This window comes from Bacillus sp. es.034 (assembly GCF_002563655.1).
GTDB lineage: Bacteria > Bacillota > Bacilli > Bacillales > Bacillaceae_B > Rossellomorea.
The window spans coordinates 4,329,195-4,346,188 of sequence record NZ_PDIY01000001.1; the positions used below are offsets into that span (position 1 = coordinate 4,329,195).

Annotated in this window: 17 protein-coding genes; 9 read left to right on the top strand and 8 right to left on the bottom strand. The window is 46.6% G+C overall.

Annotation, left to right across the window (positions count from 1 at the left end; all coding sequences use genetic code 11):
* Positions 1 to 37 precede the first annotated feature (37 nt).
* Complete coding sequence (locus ATG71_RS23555) at positions 38 to 199, top strand: hypothetical protein (protein ID WP_179886613.1); 162 nt, start codon at positions 38 to 40, stop codon at positions 197 to 199.
* A gap of 198 nt (positions 200 to 397) precedes the next feature.
* Positions 398 to 598 (top strand): hypothetical protein, encoded by a 201-nt coding sequence (locus ATG71_RS22170; protein WP_098441528.1) that lies wholly within the window; start codon positions 398 to 400, stop codon positions 596 to 598.
* Positions 599 to 668: 70 nt separating this feature from the next.
* On the opposite strand, the gene ATG71_RS22175 is transcribed toward ATG71_RS22170, so the two are convergent.
* The 5 genes from ATG71_RS22175 to ATG71_RS22195 form a co-directional block, all read right to left on the bottom strand.
* A complete protein-coding gene (locus ATG71_RS22175; protein ID WP_098441529.1) occupies positions 669 to 2,072 on the bottom strand; it encodes a sensor histidine kinase in 1,404 nt (467 codons plus the stop codon).
* Positions 2,062 to 2,769 (bottom strand): response regulator transcription factor, encoded by a 708-nt coding sequence (locus ATG71_RS22180; RefSeq protein ID WP_098441530.1) that lies wholly within the window; start codon positions 2,767 to 2,769, stop codon positions 2,062 to 2,064. Before ATG71_RS22180 ends, ATG71_RS22175 begins: the two co-directional genes overlap by 11 nt.
* A gap of 140 nt (positions 2,770 to 2,909) precedes the next feature.
* Positions 2,910 to 3,752 (bottom strand): hypothetical protein, encoded by an 843-nt coding sequence (locus tag ATG71_RS22185; protein WP_098441531.1) that lies wholly within the window; start codon positions 3,750 to 3,752, stop codon positions 2,910 to 2,912.
* Between the two features lie 85 nt (positions 3,753 to 3,837).
* Positions 3,838 to 4,725, bottom strand: coding sequence for a peptidylprolyl isomerase (locus tag ATG71_RS22190; protein ID WP_098441532.1), 888 nt, complete (start codon positions 4,723 to 4,725; stop codon positions 3,838 to 3,840).
* Positions 4,726 to 4,874: 149 nt separating this feature from the next.
* Positions 4,875 to 6,146, bottom strand: a complete 1,272-nt coding sequence (locus ATG71_RS22195; RefSeq protein ID WP_098441533.1) for a S1C family serine protease — start codon at positions 6,144 to 6,146, stop codon at positions 4,875 to 4,877.
* Positions 6,147 to 6,369: 223 nt separating this feature from the next.
* Here ATG71_RS22195 and ATG71_RS22200 point away from each other — a divergent pair, with 223 nt between their 5' ends.
* Entirely contained in the window at positions 6,370 to 8,472 is a 2,103-nt protein-coding gene (locus tag ATG71_RS22200; protein WP_098441534.1) for a peptidoglycan D,D-transpeptidase FtsI family protein, read from the top strand.
* Positions 8,473 to 8,560: 88 nt separating this feature from the next.
* Here ATG71_RS22200 and ATG71_RS24045 read toward each other — a convergent pair whose 3' ends face one another.
* Positions 8,561 to 10,273, bottom strand: coding sequence for a phosphotransferase (locus ATG71_RS24045; RefSeq protein ID WP_098441535.1), 1,713 nt, complete (start codon positions 10,271 to 10,273; stop codon positions 8,561 to 8,563).
* Between the two features lie 213 nt (positions 10,274 to 10,486).
* Between ATG71_RS24045 and ATG71_RS22210 the strand changes: the two genes are divergently transcribed.
* From ATG71_RS22210 to ATG71_RS22225, 4 genes are all read left to right on the top strand, one after another.
* Positions 10,487 to 11,107: a lysozyme inhibitor LprI family protein gene (locus ATG71_RS22210; RefSeq protein WP_098441536.1), complete on the top strand. Its 621-nt coding sequence runs from the start codon at positions 10,487 to 10,489 to the stop codon at positions 11,105 to 11,107.
* Between the two features lie 95 nt (positions 11,108 to 11,202).
* Positions 11,203 to 11,520, top strand: a complete 318-nt coding sequence (locus tag ATG71_RS22215) for a hypothetical protein (protein WP_098441537.1) — start codon at positions 11,203 to 11,205, stop codon at positions 11,518 to 11,520.
* A 96-nt stretch (positions 11,521 to 11,616) separates the two neighbouring features.
* Positions 11,617 to 11,814, top strand: a complete 198-nt coding sequence (locus tag ATG71_RS22220; RefSeq protein ID WP_098441538.1) for a hypothetical protein — start codon at positions 11,617 to 11,619, stop codon at positions 11,812 to 11,814.
* A gap of 34 nt (positions 11,815 to 11,848) precedes the next feature.
* Positions 11,849 to 12,733: a YitT family protein gene (locus ATG71_RS22225; protein WP_098441948.1), complete on the top strand. Its 885-nt coding sequence runs from the start codon at positions 11,849 to 11,851 to the stop codon at positions 12,731 to 12,733.
* 91 nt (positions 12,734 to 12,824) lie between these two features.
* Here ATG71_RS22225 and ATG71_RS22230 read toward each other — a convergent pair whose 3' ends face one another.
* The gene (locus ATG71_RS22230; RefSeq protein WP_179886614.1) at positions 12,825 to 13,190 is read right to left on the bottom strand and encodes an avidin-fold protein; all 366 of its coding nucleotides are present in this window, start codon (positions 13,188 to 13,190) and stop codon (positions 12,825 to 12,827) included.
* A 58-nt stretch (positions 13,191 to 13,248) separates the two neighbouring features.
* A complete protein-coding gene (locus tag ATG71_RS22235) occupies positions 13,249 to 14,490 on the bottom strand; it encodes an ATP-binding protein (protein ID WP_098441539.1) in 1,242 nt (413 codons plus the stop codon).
* A 389-nt stretch (positions 14,491 to 14,879) separates the two neighbouring features.
* Here ATG71_RS22235 and ATG71_RS22240 point away from each other — a divergent pair, with 389 nt between their 5' ends.
* Positions 14,880 to 15,752 (top strand): tyrosine-type recombinase/integrase, encoded by an 873-nt coding sequence (locus tag ATG71_RS22240; RefSeq protein ID WP_286162935.1) that lies wholly within the window; start codon positions 14,880 to 14,882, stop codon positions 15,750 to 15,752.
* Positions 15,749 to 16,879: an IS91 family transposase gene (locus ATG71_RS22245; RefSeq protein ID WP_098438931.1), complete on the top strand. Its 1,131-nt coding sequence runs from the start codon at positions 15,749 to 15,751 to the stop codon at positions 16,877 to 16,879. Before ATG71_RS22240 ends, ATG71_RS22245 begins: the two co-directional genes overlap by 4 nt.
* The last annotated feature ends 115 nt before the right edge of the window (positions 16,880 to 16,994 follow it).

A 16,994-nucleotide genomic window follows, 5' to 3' on the forward strand; every position in this document is an offset into this window, starting at 1 on the left:
ATAATGGGAATGAATACCTTCAATAAGGAGATACCCTATGGATGAAGTTTTAATCGCTGTCGTAAGAACGATGATCAGTTTTCTTTTATTGGTCATTGTCACGTTAGCCATTGGTAAACATATTAATTCACACAAAAATCATTACAGCTTTGCCCTGTCAAATCACGGTCGGTTCCTGCATTGCCAATATGGGATTTGATACGAACATTGATATGAACCCTTCCCCCTCTCTTTCCATTCCCATTGAGTTGATCATGGAGGGCAAAGCAACAGCAATGGCACCCTGTTCATCGACCTTTTTAAAGATCATCTCCCAAGTGACAATGAACGAATGGACAGATAAAGACATATAGTATCTCAACGTCCGAATAGACCAATGAAATGGGAGAGTGACCGTATGTATCAGTACCGAACACCGGGGAATCAAGTTGTCTATCCACCTGACCCCAGATGCCATCCTTATCACAGACAATATACAGGAGGGTATGATACCCATGTGCACATGATTGAAGCACATGTTTCCCAGTTGAATCGAAAAGTGCAACGACTGCTCGAAAGGGTCGAGCGCATTGAAAGATACCTTGGGATCAAACCGTAGCGGGCTGATGAAAAAAACGGGGACAGATGCGCCAAGGTGCCTGTCCCCGTGGTTTTCGCTTTACCACCCGTCAAAGCGGCAGCCGAATCACAAACCTCGTCCCCTCCCCCTTCTCACTGACCACATCAATCGAGCCTTCATGCATAAGGACCAATTGCTTCACGATGGAGAGTCCGATGCCGAATTCACCGTACGGATTATTCGTCCGGGACAGATCCGCTTTATAAAAACGGCGCCAAATGGACTTGATTTCCTCAGGATCCATGCCGATCCCGTTGTCTTCGATTTCAATGACCGTTTCGTTTTCGGAAGAAGATCCCCTCAACGTGATCGTTCCACCCGTGGTGAACTGGGTGCTGTTTTTTGTGATGTTGATCAGGATTTGGACGAGACGGTCATAGTCGGCATGCACCACTGCACCTTCGTCTGCCAGTATCGTGATGGTGTTCCCTTTTTCCTCTGCCTGCAGATCGAGCTGATCCTTGATGACTTCGAAGAGATCGAGTAACGGCAGGGTCACTTTCGAGAGGACCACCTGATTGGACCGGATTTTCTCATAATCCAGATTCTCGTTTACGAGGCGGATGAGCCGCTTCGTTTCCTGACTGACAAGACCGAAGCTCTTCTCTTTCTGTTCATCGGGGATCATGTCGTTCCGGATCCCTTCGATAACACCGCGGATCGTCGTCAGCGGGGTCCTCAGTTCATGGGAGACATCCGCCATGAACTGGCGTCTCCGGTTTTCCAAGGCGTCGATTTCCTCTTTCGATGCCCGGAGTTTCGTCACCATTTCATTAAAATCTTCAGCCAGATCGCCGATTTCATCGAAGTTAGAGCTCGGCACATGAACATCATAATCTCCCGACGATACCTTGGACGTGGCATCCCTCATCCGCTGAATCCGTTTTACGTGGAGCTTCGATAGGAACAAGCTGACGAGAACGGAGATGGCGAGTGCCAGCAGAACGATATACAGCAAATATTGATTGATTTCACTCAGCATTTCCCTCGTCCCGCTGATCGGGGAAATCAGGATCAGTCCGCCTGTCAGCTGGTCATTGACCACACGGGGCATGATGACGAGTGATACCGCCTGGTCAAAACGTCCGAAATCTTTTTTCAACGGAACAGTTTCGCCGCTCTCGATTTGTTGCCATTCCTCTTTCGAGAGCTCGATCCGCGGATATACCCCTCCACTTGAAAAAGATACTTCTCCCTGACGATTGAAAGTGATCACATCAATATTCCGGGCATGCAGCAGGTTGCTGTATTCATCCAGATACAGGGGCCGTCTCGGACTTGGCCGCTCAAGATCTGATAAAATTTTATCACCATACGTCCGGAGCTCCGTCACCTTATTTTCATACACCAGATTTTCGACATAATGGGAAAACAGGAGTCCGAGGATCATGAAGGCGATGATGAGGACGCTCGTATGACTGAGAAGCAGCTGATACAGATACCTAAACTTCATCCCCGGCCGCCGCCTCATCGAATTTATAGCCTACGCCCCACACCGTATGCAGGTACGGCTTTTCTTTGCTTCCGATCTTATTGCGGAGCCGCTTGATATGTACATCCACCGTACGCTCGTCCCCATAGAAGTCATAGCCCCATACCCGCTCCAGAAGCTGCTCCCTTGAGAACACCTGCCTCGGATTCCGGGAAAGATAATAGAGAAGTTCAAACTCTTTCGGCGTCAAATTCGTAAGGGGCACGCCTTTCAGGAAAACTTCACGGGTTTCCTTGCTGATCCGGAAATCGGACGTGTCAACATCCTGAGTCCCAGTACTACTCTTCTCTCCTTGACCTTGATAACGCCGGGTCACCGCCCGGATCCTCGCCATCAGGGCAAGAGGTGAAAAGGGCTTCGTCACATAATCATCGGCCCCGAGCTCAAGGCCGAGCACCTGATCGGACTCACTATCCTTCGCCGTCAGCATGATGACCGGAACCTGGGATCCTTCTTCCCTGATCTTCCGGCAGATCGTCACCCCGTCCATCCCGGGAAGCATCCAGTCGAGGATGACAAGATCCCACTCGCCTTCCTGATAACGACGGTATCCTTCAGCACCGTCATGGACAAACTCACCCTTTATATCTTCTTTTGAAAAAAACATCTCAAGCATGCTTGTGACGCTTTGATTGTCTTCTACGACCAACACGTTCATGAACATCGCTCCTTTCCGAGCCACGGGGACGGGAACCTTCCCGATTTCTCTCTATTTAAATTATAATCGTTTTGGCCAATTCCTTCTATTGATATCCTTCAATCGAAAAACCCCCGCTCATATGGCGGGGATTTCCGTTCCTATAATGATTCACTATCTTGATCACTCTGAGGAACTTCATGAGGTCCTTTTCCGTGACCGGGACCGTGATGACCCTTACCTCCCATGTGGAAAAACAAGCCCTCTTCCTTATGGAAAGGGAAGAAATCCAGTTTCTTCGCTTCACCGGCATGTTCCGTCATGATTTCGTCCATCAGTTGCCTAGAGGTTTTGCCTTCCGTTTCAACGCCGAGTTGTTTCGCGGCTTTCAGGATGGACGCTTCGAATACTTCCTGCTGCAATTCATGATGATCTTTTCCTTCGGTCTCGATGCCCAGCTCCTTCGCCTGTTTCGTAAGGGCGGCTTCTCTCACTTCACCAGCGAGTTCGTTCAACTCTTTACCCTCGGTCTCGACTCCAAGCTCTTTCGCCTGTTGTTTCACCAAGGCTTCCCTTACTTCTCCAGCGAGCTCTTCGCCGTCTTTTCCGTCAGTCGAAATGCCCAGCTCCTTCGCTTTCTTGTTCAGCTCCGCCTGGCGGATTTCGTCCATGATGGCCCGGGGGGCTTTCCCATCGGTATCGATTCCCAATGCTTTAGCTCTCTTCTGAAGTACCGCATCCATGATCTCTTTGGCGAGTTCCCGTGTGTCCTTATCGGTGGTGTCGATTCCAAGTTCTTCGGCTTTTTCCTTCAGCTCATCTTCATTCAACTGGAACTTCCCCGGTCCGCCATGATGACCGCCAAATACCGGTTCGGACTTTTCACTGACGACCGCCGTATCATCCGTCTTCCCGGCATCCTCCTCAGCTGCGAAAGCAGGGATGGCCCCTGCGATCCCGATTGCTAACACACCAGCGAGTGCGAGTGCTCTCTTATTGTTCATTTGATTTCCTCCTTTTTAGTAGTTGCAGCTGCTCTATCATTATGTCCAGAAACTATGGCCAAATCATGAACGAACCATGACCGGATTATGAATCTTTTAAGGTTTTTTCGATCTTATACTCTTTCTTCTTCTCTGAAAGCCACGTTCCATACTCCGTCTGAAGGGCCTGATCAAACAGGATGTCCTTGATTTCATCTTTATGATCGGCAAGGACCGCCTCTTTCGCTTCCTTCTTACCTGTCACCTTGATGATGTGGTAGCCGAACTCCGTCTTCACCGGCTCACTGATTTCGCCTTTCTTCATTGAAAACGCCTTATCATCAAACTCCGCCACCATTTCACCTTTGCCAAAATAACCAAGCTTCCCGCCTGAATCGGCATTCGACGTATCCGTGGAATACTCTTTCGCAAGTTCGGCAAAATCTCCGCCGTCATCGAGTTTCGCTTTCACTTCTTTTGCCGTTTTTTCATCGTCCACCAGGATATGACTGGCCTCTACCTGCTCTTTTTGCGCAAACGTATCCTTATTCGCTTCGAAATATTCCTTGATCTGGTCATCCGTAATCTTGACCCGGTCCTTCAGCAACTTCTCCGTCAACAGGTACGTCTTGATATTTTCTTTGACACTATCAAGATCCGACCCGCTTGAAGCAAGTGCCTCATTGAAGGCCTCTTCACTGTCATATTGTCCTTTGATATTCTCCAATTCTTTCTTGATTTCACTATCCTTCACCGTAAGATCCTTCTTCTCACTCTCAAGCTTCACGATCTTATCGGCAATCAGTGTGTCCAGGGCGCCATCCCCATACTGATCCACAAGCGTCGTGTACAGCTCGTCTTTACTGATGGTCTCGCTTCCCACTTTGGCAACTGCATCTTCTTTGGAAAATCCAAACACTGCAAGAAGCGATCCGATGAGGACAACTCCTCCGATGATGCTCCATAATGTGATCGATTGTTTTTTCTTAGTCACTTATTCGTACTCCTTTTATGGTCATTTATTGGCAGGTAATTTGTGTACCTGGTACGTTTTGGTGTATTTGTACCTGGTACATTTCGGACTGTTTGTACCTGGTACAACTCACCCGGTTTGTACCAGGCACGCACCCATTCCCCTAACACTTACCCATTCATCATCGCATTACTAGTAAGCGTCAGACTCACCGTCATTTTTTTACCGTCACGGTAGACGGTCAAATCGATTTTATCCCCGACTTTCAGGCCACCGTACAGCTGCCTTCTAAGATCGGCTACATTCTCGACTGCTTTGCCGTTCATTTCGGTGATCGCGTCCCCTTCTTTGATCCCGGCGTCTGCTGCTGCAGATGTCGGGTCGATATTGGCGACGACCACGCCGGATTCAACAGATTGAGGAAGATTCGGCAGGTACGAACGCGGGATATCTGCCAGGTTCTTCATCCCGATGCCGATATACGGACGCTCGATTTTCCCTGTTTTGATGATTTCGCTGACAATCGGCATGAAGTCCTTGCTTGGAATCGCAAACCCGAGTCCTTCTACACCGGAGTTCGAGATTTTCGCGCTGTTGATCCCGACCAGTTCACCCTTCGAATTCAGGAGCGCCCCGCCGCTGTTACCAGGGTTGATCGCTGCGTCAGTCTGGATGACGTTCAGTTCAGATTCGCCTTCAGATGTCTGAACAGGAATCGTACGATCGACGGCGCTGACAATCCCCTGTGTCACCGTCCGTGAAAGGTCGAGTCCAAGCGGGTTCCCGATGGCGATGACCTGTTCACCGGCGCGCAGGGCACTGGAGTCACCGACTTCCAACAGATTGTCTGCGTACTTCCCGTCAATCTTCACGACAGCAAGATCCGTCAGCGGGTCTGCTCCGATCAGCTCACCCTCAGTCTTTTCCCCGTCATAAAGAGAAACTTCAATCTTCGACGCGCCTTCAATCACATGGTTGTTCGTAATGATGAAAGCACTGTCCCCTTCTTTTTTAAAAAGGACACCGGAACCTGTTCCGGCTGGAGTGGCTTCTGCAGCTCCCATTCGGCTCTGGTTCTGATAATTGACGATTCCGACGATGGACTGGGAGGCATCCTCCACGATATTCGCTACATCGCCGTCTGCCCCGGTTGAAACCGATGTCGGCGTGACCCCTGAATTCGATGATGTGTTTGTCTGTCCGTTGTCGGCCGATTGCTCTACGCGGGGCTGAGCCAGGTTCTGATAGTAATCCGTTTGCGGCAATACTGTCAGAGTCAGGACTGAACCGATGATCCCCGCACCAACCGTGTTGAGGAATCCCCTTCCTTTAAACGGCTTCTTCTGCTTCGGAGTCCGATGCATCTCTTCTTTTTTTGTAAATTCTGTATCGTTTATTTCCATAGAATTCATTTCTTCATTTTGATTGTTTTGTTCAAACATGTTTTTTCCTCCTCGATTGATTTTGCCTGTTGAACTTTGCTGTTGATTTCATCTTAGAGGGTAAATGTTACGAAACTATTAACAATCTGTGTACAGGATGGGAAGTTTTTTGGAATCAGTACTGATTGAAACGATTTCGTGAACGATCCATCATATCACTTGGGTTTTTGTCATGCCTTTGTTTTAATTGTAATAAAGTCATATTTATAAAATGGTGATGATTATGAAGAAAAAAAACAGAGCAGATCAAACAAAGAAAATGGTACTGCCGAAGCGCATGAAGATTCTCTTTGTCACCGTGTTTCTTTTATTCAGCACGCTGATTGTCAGGCTCGGGATGGTTCAGATTGCGAATGGACAGTCTTATGAGAAGGCGGTGGAGAAGAAGGAAAGCGTGACGGTGGATTCACCCGTGCCGAGGGGGAGCATATATGACCGGAACGGGAAGTTGATCGTCGATAATAAACCAGAGAGGGCCATCACCTTTACCCGGACGTCTGATTCGTCTCAGAAGGACTTAATGAATGTGGCGAAGAAGCTGGCCGGCATGATTGACGTCGAAACCGATTCCCTCACGACACGTGATAAAAAAGATTTCTGGATCTTGATGAATCCTTCAAAGGCAGAGAAGAAGGTCTCCCCTTCTGAAATCGACCGCATCCAGGGAGAGAAGGGGCTCTCGACAAAAGAAGCCGATCAGAAAATCTATCAATTGAAGCTTGAGCGCATCAGTGAAAAGGAATGGTCTTCTTTTTCAGAAGAAGAATATGAAGCGCTGGTGATCTATCAAACTATTTCCAAAGGGTACGCCCTTTCCCCTCAAATCGTGAAGAACAAAGGGGTGACCATCACGGAATACGCGCAAGTGAGCGCACATCTCGATCAACTGCCCGGGGTGAACGTCACAACGGATTGGACCAGGTCTTATCCCCTTGACCACACTCTCCGTTCCGTGCTTGGCGATGTGTCGTCGACCAGGGAAGGGATCCCGAAAGATCTGATCCAGGAATATCTCGCAGAAGGATATAACCGGAATGACCGCGTGGGAACCAGCTACCTGGAATTAAAGTATGAAGACCTGTTGAACGGACAGAAAAAGAAGGTCAAGAACATTATACAAGACGGCCAGATCGTCGGGACAAAGGTCATCCAGCAGGGACAGAGCGGGAAAGATCTCGTACTCGGCATTGATGTCGAATTGCAAAAAGCGATCGAGAAAATCGTCCAGGAAGAACTGTCGAAACACATCGGCACGAAGGGATCTCCTTACCTGGACCGTGCCTTTGTCGTCATGATGGACCCTCACACAGGGGAAATCGAAGCGATGGTCGGTCAGAAAGAGAAGGAAATCCATCCTAACGGGAAAATCGAATTCGAAGATTATTCGTTAGGAGCATACACAACGTCCTATGAATCGGGCTCCGTTGTCAAAGGGGCAACACTCCTGACCGGTTATATGACGGATCATATCGAACCGGGGGAAATGATTGTGGATGAACCCCTTTATATTAAAGGAACGCCTAAGAAAACGTCATGGTTCAATGTATGGGGAAATCAAACGGGACCGATTAGTGACCTCTATGCCCTGGAGAAATCCTCCAACGCGTATATGTGGAAAGTGGCTCTCCGTATTGCCGGGAACCGCTACGTCCCTCACGCACCGATTGAGCTGAAAGGTGACGCATTCCGGACGTTCAGGGAGCATTTCGCCCAGATGGGACTGGGTGTACCGACAGGGATCGATCTCCCCGGGGAGTCTCCGGGATATCAAGGAACCGCTGAACATCCGGGACTTCTCCTCGACTTTGCAATCGGGCAATACGACACATACACCCCCATGCAGCTGGCTCAGTACGTATCCAGTATCGCCAACGGGGGAAAACGCGTTCAGCCCCATCTGTTAAAAGAAGTACGTGAACCTTCCAACCAGCCACACCGGTTGGGCAGTGTCCTGTACAAGCAGGAACCAGAGGTGCTGAACCGGATCGATGCATCGAGTGAAGAAATCGAACACGTTCAGAAAGGATTCTACCGGGTCTTTCACGGTCCAGAAGGCACGGCCAATCTGTTTAAAGATGCTCCGTACAATGGAGCGGGGAAATCAGGAACAGCCGAGGCATTTTACAAAGGACCGGACATGGAGAGTGCAGAGCCAACCTACAACACGACTCTTATCGGATATGCACCATTCGACAATCCGGAAATCGCCTTTTCAACCGTCGTCCCATGGTCCCATCAGGAGCATGATCCTTACATTAATAAGGTCATTTCCAAACGGGTGATGGATAAGTATTTTGAATTGAAGAAGGAAAGAGCGAATAAATGAAAAGAGATGCCCCTAAGCAGAATGGGCTGCTTGGGGGCATCTTTTTTTTGAGAAAAGCCACGGGGGGACAGGTCCCGTGGCTCCTCCATCATATTTTTGAATCCCATTCCCTCTTAAACTCCACCAGCGACCCATGACGCTTCTCACGTTCATCACTCACTGCTTTAAGAGCCACATCATACAACGCTTCATTCAGCCGCCATTTACTGAAGGAACGGTCTTTCTCTCCGCCAAACAACGCAAAAGCGGTGGCCCCCATCACATACACATTCGTGATTTCATCGATCGGGGCACCTTCCCTGAATTCCTCCGGCGACATGAAGCGTGACGACCCCCACATCCTGCCCATCGTATTGGTGTAAGGGCGTTTCGAATATAGGTCTATGTCGCAGATCAACGCCTTTTCTTTTGAAAAATCATAGAGAATGCTGCCGTCATAGAAATCGATGGCCACATACCCTTTCTCCGCTGCATGAATGTGAAAGTCGAGGATATCACGGAACACGTCAACCCTTGACCTGTCAGGTAGCTGCATGAATTTCCCCCGGGATCTGGGATACATCTTCCCCATGCACTCCCCGTCACTCCATTCAAAGATGGCCGCACATCCACCGCCGACTTCCTCTGCACCGATCAAGCTGACCAGATGGGGATGGCGCAAATCTCCGTACACGTTCACGGCAGACTTCAACCCAGTAATCGCTTCTTCCGGTTTGCCTTCATATCGCGCTGTCGGGGCACCGGCGAATTTGATGAACAGCCTCTCTTCACCATTCCTGACCCCGAAGCAAATATTGCCCGAGTCCTGATCGTCATACACCTTGAAGACCTCTCCGTACCTTTTTAAAAAAGAAAAATCGTAAGGAGCCTTTAATTTGTACGGAATCCCATCGATGTTCTGTAGGCAAAAGTCCTCCACATACCACGTCGGGACCGGAGTCTTCATCCCATCGAACCACCCCAGCACTTCCTTCGCCTGCTTCTTCATGACGTCGAGCTCCTCTTCACCGAACTTCATCGCCCACGGAATGGCCGACAGCATATTACTGCTGATATAAAAGGTCATGAGCTTGAAGAAATCCTCCGGCGGCCTTCCGTTGAAATAGCCGTTCAGCTGTCCCGTGGCAAAATGGGGACTCGCCGATGCACTGAAGGCGATGCGGTTGAACTCTTCCCATGGATCGCCGAAGTCATGGCGGTTGAAGTCGATGATGGAGAGTTCGCCGCTATCCGAAATAACCATATTACCCACGTGGTAATCACCGTGATGGAACGTTTGAGGGCGCCCCCTAAGAAGATGCCTGTTTGCCTCTATGTATTCTAGGATAAGAACGCCGGATTCAATCTTGAGTGGACACTCATGGTACTGCCTGATCTTATTATCCACTTTACGATTGAACTTCGTTTCCCACTTTTCTTGATCCGCGGGGGCAGGAGTGGAATGGATTTCCTTGAGATAACGCCCCGACTTCAGGCCGAGGACATATTGTTCCGCCTCCGTCAGCTTAGGAAGCACGTCAGCCGCGTCTTCCCCTTCACACCACGCAAAGAGCGTATATAAACTGGTGCCATCGTCACTCATTCCGAACTCAAGGGGAACAGACATCGGAATCCCCGACTCGGCCACCCGCTTCATTGCCTCGAACTCGCTTTTCTTACTCTCATACTCAGAACGATTCGCCGTCCGGAGCAGCAGCCTTTCCCCCGACTCCGTTTCCACAAAATATTTCTTATCACTCGACCAGCCCTTGTTGATCGGTTCGATCCTCTTAAACACGTAATCCGTTTTAATATCAAGCATGTGGCACCTCCAGTGAGCCAGGGAGACAGGTCCCTTGGCACGATCATAGTTTAGCAGTTTAGTAAACCTTATTTTACCAGTAACGATTAAAGATAGATACTTCTACTCAAATAACATCCCATTATTCACCTCACAGAAAGTTAGAAGGAAATATCTACATATGTTAAAATAATCCAAGTGAGCAATTTTTCATAAAAGATTGGAGCTGTAATAATGAAGAAAAGCAATTGGTTGACCGTCACGACTTTATCAGCGATGGTATTCATCGGAATGTCCGCCTGTAGTCAATCTTCTGATGAGGATGCCTCTGGTAAACCTGAATCCGAAGCGACTGCAACAAGTACTGATTCGGGTGATTCACATACAGAAGAGGCGACTTCAACTGAAGAAAACGAAAAGGCTCAGTCAAATGAGACATCCGTTGAAGAAAGTAGTCCTGTACAGGATCCTCCCGTCACAAAGGTGGAAGGAAAACAGGCATACATAGAAAAACTGGACAACATCCAAAAAGAACTCGATGCCATGCCGGATAAGAAGTATTCAGATGAAGGCGTTACGAACGCCATGAAAAACTATTATGGGGTATCGTACGAAAAATATGACGATGTATTGAATGAGATTTATGCCCTTCTGAAAAAAGAGCTGTCGCCAGACGTCATGGCAGAGTTAAAAGCGGAACAAGTGAAATGGATCGAGGAAAAAGAAGCAAAGGCAGAGAAAGAAAGACTGAAGTATGAAGGCGGTACGTTTGAAAACGTGGCATGGTATATCTCTTTGTACGAGTCCACGAAGGATCGGTGTTACGAGTTGGTGGAGGAGTATATGACGGAGTAGGAAATTTCACCTCCCCAAAAACAAGGAGCCAAACAGCCTGCCCCCACGCCTCCTATGATATAATGAACCTATACATGTGGAGGAGGTGGGGAAGGATGAAAAAAGCTTCAATATGGTTCTTACTGTTGATTTTAATCGGTTTCCAGCAGCCACACGTGTATCACACCGGCAATATGGATGGGGATGTATTAAAAGCGGATGATTCACATCTGACAAGTATTGATGCCATGCTCTCTCCCCCCTCTTCGCTCCCTCATTATGTTGATAGTGTGGTACCTCGTAAAATTTTCTTAAGCGAGAAGTTGAAATCGTATGCTCCCCCTCATGTGACGGAGTATGTGGCCATGGACATTTTTCCTGATGCGATTGGCTTTAAGAAAATCATCATGTCTCAATCCAATTACCTCCCTTAAACGATGTTTCTCTTTCATTCATATACTCACTCAAAAACTCTATAGAATTAGGGTTTATTAAAATTGGCGTTTTTCAAAAAACGTTTGGAGGATACTATGAAAAAGAACACATATTTTAGGGAATCATTAGCATGTTATCTTTTTTGTGCTGTGTTTTTGATTGGCTTTTTTGGCGTCATGTTTATAACGGCAGAGCTGTCGGGGAATTCCCTCTCTTCATTCATACCCGAATTTTCCCGGGATATGATCATTAAGTGGGAAGATATCAAAGCCATTTTTGACTTAAAAGAATAAAAGGCAGGAGGAACATATTTTGACTGAAGAAACAATAGAACAACAGATCAAATCGGGTCTCCAACACCCGAAGCTGACACGGTTGAAAATCGCGAAAAGAGGTTTTTTCATCGTATTGGGTGCCATCATGATGGCCCTTGGAATCGAAGTTTTCCTTGTTCCGAATATGATTATGGATGGAGGGATCGTTGGGATCTCGATTATCCTCTATAACATGACCGGCATCAGTCTCGGTGTCTTTATTTTCTTATTGAACATCCCGTTTTTCTTCCTGGGATATAAGCAGATTGGAAAGACCTTTACGATTTCCACGATACTCGGGATTTCGATTCTTTCTTTTGCGACGAATTACCTTCACCATGTGGCGGCCTTCACACAGGATATGCTGCTTGCCACTGTGTTTGGCGGGATCGTGCTCGGTGCCGGAGTGGGATTGGTCATCCGGTATGGAGGGGCGCTTGACGGGAGTGAGATCCTCGCCATCCTGTTAAATAAGAAATTTCCCTTTTCCGTTGGGGAATTCATCATGCTGTTTAACGTATTCATCTTCACATGGGGAGGCTTCGTCCTCGGCTGGGATCGTGCCATGTACTCTGTCCTTGCGTATGTCATCGCCTTTAAAACCATCGATATCGTCATCGACGGCTTTGATGAATCGAAATCGGCCTGGATCATCAGTGACAAGGACGCTGAAATCGGTGATGCGATACTCGCCCGCCTCGGACGCGGTGTCACCTATTTAAAAGGGAAAGGCGGATACTCCGGAGACGACAAACGAGTCATCTTCTGCATCGTCACCCGACTGGAAGAAGCCAAATTAAAATCGATCGTGGAAGAATTGGATCCTTCCGCTTTCCTTGCTGTCGCAGATATCAATGAAGTCCGCGGGGGAAGATTTAAGAAGAAGGACATCCATTAATAATCGTGTTGAGATAGGGAGCGTCGATGCTCCCTTCTTTTTACACTCTTCGTAACTACCCTTCCGTGGTGGAAGAACCTGGCATAGACTTTCAATCGCTGTACCTGTTCCCACCGTTCTTGAGTTCCTCCACGACTGATTCCCCTTCGCTTTCATCACGGTCCATCCATCTCCATTTTTCATGCAGCCTGATCCTGCCGTCCTCCAGTATTTCAGGAACAGAGGTGCATTGACCTCCCCTGATTTCATGATTCACGTTCACATGGTTATATCTGAACACTAAGCTGCCATCGTCTTTCACGATGCCAATCAGGGTCCCTTCCTTAATTTCTCCCCCACTATATGTGGCCGAAAGAATCTGCCCTTCTTGCTTATACTCAAACACGGTCCTTGAAGATACCTCACCGTTTGCAGTATTTTCAATGGATATGAATGTACGTCCATCATAATTGATCATTTACAGTTCCTCCTTGATGGGGACGGACCCTTGCTTAGAAGCAAGAGGTCCGTCCCTCTTATGTAGTACCTGGAAAAAAGACCCTGAATGTCGTTCCTACACCAGGCTTACTTTCCACCTTGATCTCACCCTTCATGCGCTTTACGATCTGATAACTGACCGTGAGTCCGAGTCCCGTCCCTTTTTCCTTCGTCGAATAATAGGGCCTGCCGAGTACCTTGAGCTGTTCCGGTGGCATACCGATTCCATTATCCTGAATCGTGATCAACATTCGCCCGTCAGGATGGCGGCTCGCAGCCGCGGTGATTTCCCCATTTTCCTTTACCGCCTCGATGGCATTTTTCAGAAGGTTGAGGAGGACTTGTTTCACCTCCAGCTTCATTCCCTTGATGTTCAGACCGTTTTCAATCTTCTGATGGATTTGAATGCTGTTCATCACCGCATATGTCGACATGACGTCAACGGATTCATTCATGGTCTCGGTCAAGCTGAACACCTCGTATTCCTCCGTCTGAGGCTTTGCCAGGGAAAGATATTGATTGATGACGTCCTGGGCGTGATCGAGTTCCTGGATGGATATGTCGATGAAGCTTTTCTGTTCCAATGTTAACTCTTCTCTAAGCAGAAGCTGCATGAACCCCCTCACCGTCGTCATCGGATTCCGGATTTCATGGGCGACAGATGCCGCCAATTCGCTGACCACGTTAAACTTTTCTGCTTTGATGAGCTCTTTTTTGACCTTGATCTGTTCCAGGCGATTTTCAATCAGATAGATGGATAGAATCAGGGTGATCCATATGATGGAAGTAGAGCTTGCCATAAACAGGAGCTGCTCTGTTTGATGATTCATCACTAAATAAATCGTCCTTGTAACCGGTATGAACAGATAAAAACCCGAAATCAGTAGTAGTTTATTCTTCCAGGATACCTTTCTATAGTAAGCAGATACAAGAATCAGCAGCACACTATAAATCGCATAATTCCCAAGTAGGAATATCCAGACATGGTTTGTGAACCAGCCGATGACGAGCATGGCGACAAATGTACTGATTCCCACTCGCTTCCCTCCATAGAGAAAGGCAAGAATCACAGGGATCACTTTAAAATCGTACACATATCCGCTGGAGTAAACCTCCGGGAATACCATCGTAACGGCTAACACAATGAGATTCATCAGAAAAAAAGGCACGGGAAACCCTTTAGTATCGCGATCCGACTCACTCATAAACATTTGAAATAATAGAATCGTAAACAGAATAAATACCACATGTAAAATTAAATGATGGACCGTCTCTACCATATTGGGTCTCCTTTAGGATAAAATATCTACTTTTATTCTTCGACACTTTCCCGGGAAATCCTCTCTATGACGTGGATGTTCGACAAGAAGCAGAGGGACGGTTCCGGTGCTTCCATTTCGGAAGCACGAGAAGAACGAAATCGCTATCGCGATGGCTTAAAAGATTCCTTCCAACTAAAAAAAGGCAAAAAAAATGAAAAAGTATGTTCTTTTGTGGTATTGTTTAATCGCCAAACCAAACAATCCTTAGAAAGAAAATACTTTTTCATATGCCTATTATATCATCGAATTCCTCATATTTGTATACCCTTATTCTTATTACCAGAAATCGCCCACCTCCATAGAGTAGATGAATGTCCATTTATCTATTATTCTAGGAGGCTATTTACGTGGATTATCAGCAGAAAATTGAACTTTACTTCGAACTTAAAGGAACACCGGAATCCTCGAGGGAGTCCTATAGGCGGAGAATGAAGGCGTTTGTTTCGTTTATGGAAAAGCAAAATAAAAAAATCTCTGACACAACAGAAGAGGATATTCAACAATACATCCTTTTTCTGAAACAAGTGAAAGGACTCACCCCGGGGACGATTAACAACTACATTTCTTCGATTAAATTCTTCTACACTTACGTGTTAGAAAAGGAATGGAACCCAAACAAACTTCCCAGGATGAAAAGAATCAAAAAGTTCCCTGTCGTTCCACCTAGGGAAGATGTCCTTAGACTTATCAACTCCTGTCGAAACATTAAGCATAAGGCCATTTTCTATTTAATCTATAGTAGTGGGCTTCGCGTAAGCGAAGTCGCCCAACTGAAGATCAAGGATATATGTAGTAAATCCATGAGTATCCGGGTTGACGATGCCAAGCATAATACGAACCGATATACCATCCTATCAGAATCAGCACTTATCGTGCTTCGAGAGTATTTCAAAGCTTCTTTCAAAGGGAGACCCTTCAAACCGGACGATTGGTTATTCCCTAGTAGTAAAAATTCCTCGGGACACATTCATATTAAAACAATTAAAAACACCATCATTAAACAGCGGGATAAGATAGAGTTGGACACTACTATTTCGTCTCATACGTTAAGACACTGTTTTTCGACTCATTCTTTGGAAGATGGGGTTGACCCTGTATACATTCAACAGATGCTTGGTCATAAAAACCTTAATACGACACTTGCTTATTTACACATGACCTCAAAAAGTTTGATGGGCGTTAAAAGTCCTTTAGATAATCTGGGAAAAGACCAACGATGAGTACGGTTCAAGAACTGTTTCATACCTTCTATCCGACTTACAAAGAAACATATAAACTCTCTATGGAACAAGCAAAGGCAGCCACAAACATGATGAACTGCCGGACCGCCGCCATGGGTGGACATTCTTACGAATGTGAGTCCTGTAGTCATTCCTTAGTACGGTATAATTCCTGCCGAAATCGGCATTGTACCCTATGCCAGGGAGTAAATAAGGATATTTGGGTCGATCAACGAAAAAAAGATATTCTCGATGCCCCTTATTTTCATGTCGTGTTTACGATGCCGGAACAGCTACATATGTTGATCTACCATAATCAGAAACTCCTTTATGATTTAATGTACAAAGCTGTCGCCGAAACGCTAACCGAACTGGCAGGTGATAAAAAGTACTTGGGAGCACAGATTGGGTTTTTCTCTGTTTTACACACCTGGGGGCAAAACCTTCATTATCACCCTCACATCCATACCGTTGTATTGGCCGGTGGACTAAATGATCGAAATCAGTGGCGCCGTTCAAGTGAGAAATTCTTTATTCCAGTGAAGGTACTGTCTAAAAAGTTTCGGGGAAAGTATCTCTATTACCTGAAACAATACTATCAACAGAAACAATTGAGATTCTTTAACGAGTCCAAGAAGTATCAAGATGCGAAGTCTTTTCAAGCATTGATCGATGAGTGTTACCAAAAAGATTGGTATAGCTATATGAAAAGGACCTTCTCAGGACCTATCGCCGTCATGGAGTACCTTGGTCGTTACACTCATCGAATTGCCATTTCTAATAATCGTATTGTCTCAGCCAACGATCAATCGGTCACGATTCAAGTGAAGGATTATAAACGTAACAATCAAAAAAAGACCGTAACCCTGAAGGGTGTAGAATTTCTCCGTCGCTTTCTCATGCATATTCTACCGAAGGGATTTGTGAAGATTAGACACTATGGCCTCTTGGCTAACCGGAATAAAAAGACCAAGCTGAAACTCTGTCGAAAGCTAACGAAGAGCCCTACGTATAAACCATTATTTGAAGGATTAAGCAAGATTGAAATTCTTTCTATTCTTATCAAAAAGGATGTTTCCCTCTGTCCTTCCTGTAAAAAAGCACATTTAACAGAGGCTATACCATGATTGTAAACAACCGAATATCTTCTTTGAAAAGCCTCTTAAGTGGGGAGGGGGAACCTATACTCTTCACAGTCCCGGAAGGGATTTAGTTTACTCTTTCCCCGGAAAAACATCAAAA

What these genes read in the sequence shown, in the direction of transcription:
- ATG71_RS22195 (WP_098441533.1), bottom strand. Translation starts at nt 6,146, where the DNA reads ATGTTTGAACAAAACAATCAAAATGAAGAAATGAATTCTATGGAAATA.
- ATG71_RS22245 (WP_098438931.1), top strand. Translation starts at nt 15,749, where the DNA reads ATGAGTACGGTTCAAGAACTGTTTCATACCTTCTATCCGACTTACAAA.
- ATG71_RS23555 (WP_179886613.1), top strand. Translation starts at nt 38, where the DNA reads ATGGATGAAGTTTTAATCGCTGTCGTAAGAACGATGATCAGTTTTCTT.
- ATG71_RS22175 (WP_098441529.1), bottom strand. Translation starts at nt 2,072, where the DNA reads ATGAAGTTTAGGTATCTGTATCAGCTGCTTCTCAGTCATACGAGCGTC.
- ATG71_RS22215 (WP_098441537.1), top strand. Translation starts at nt 11,203, where the DNA reads ATGAAAAAAGCTTCAATATGGTTCTTACTGTTGATTTTAATCGGTTTC.
- ATG71_RS22235 (WP_098441539.1), bottom strand. Translation starts at nt 14,490, where the DNA reads ATGGTAGAGACGGTCCATCATTTAATTTTACATGTGGTATTTATTCTG.
- ATG71_RS22185 (WP_098441531.1), bottom strand. Translation starts at nt 3,752, where the DNA reads ATGAACAATAAGAGAGCACTCGCACTCGCTGGTGTGTTAGCAATCGGG.
- ATG71_RS22230 (WP_179886614.1), bottom strand. Translation starts at nt 13,190, where the DNA reads ATGATCAATTATGATGGACGTACATTCATATCCATTGAAAATACTGCA.
- ATG71_RS24045 (WP_098441535.1), bottom strand. Translation starts at nt 10,273, where the DNA reads ATGCTTGATATTAAAACGGATTACGTGTTTAAGAGGATCGAACCGATC.
- ATG71_RS22210 (WP_098441536.1), top strand. Translation starts at nt 10,487, where the DNA reads ATGAAGAAAAGCAATTGGTTGACCGTCACGACTTTATCAGCGATGGTA.
- ATG71_RS22180 (WP_098441530.1), bottom strand. Translation starts at nt 2,769, where the DNA reads ATGAACGTGTTGGTCGTAGAAGACAATCAAAGCGTCACAAGCATGCTT.
- ATG71_RS22220 (WP_098441538.1), top strand. Translation starts at nt 11,617, where the DNA reads ATGAAAAAGAACACATATTTTAGGGAATCATTAGCATGTTATCTTTTT.
- ATG71_RS22170 (WP_098441528.1), top strand. Translation starts at nt 398, where the DNA reads ATGTATCAGTACCGAACACCGGGGAATCAAGTTGTCTATCCACCTGAC.
- ATG71_RS22200 (WP_098441534.1), top strand. Translation starts at nt 6,370, where the DNA reads ATGAAGAAAAAAAACAGAGCAGATCAAACAAAGAAAATGGTACTGCCG.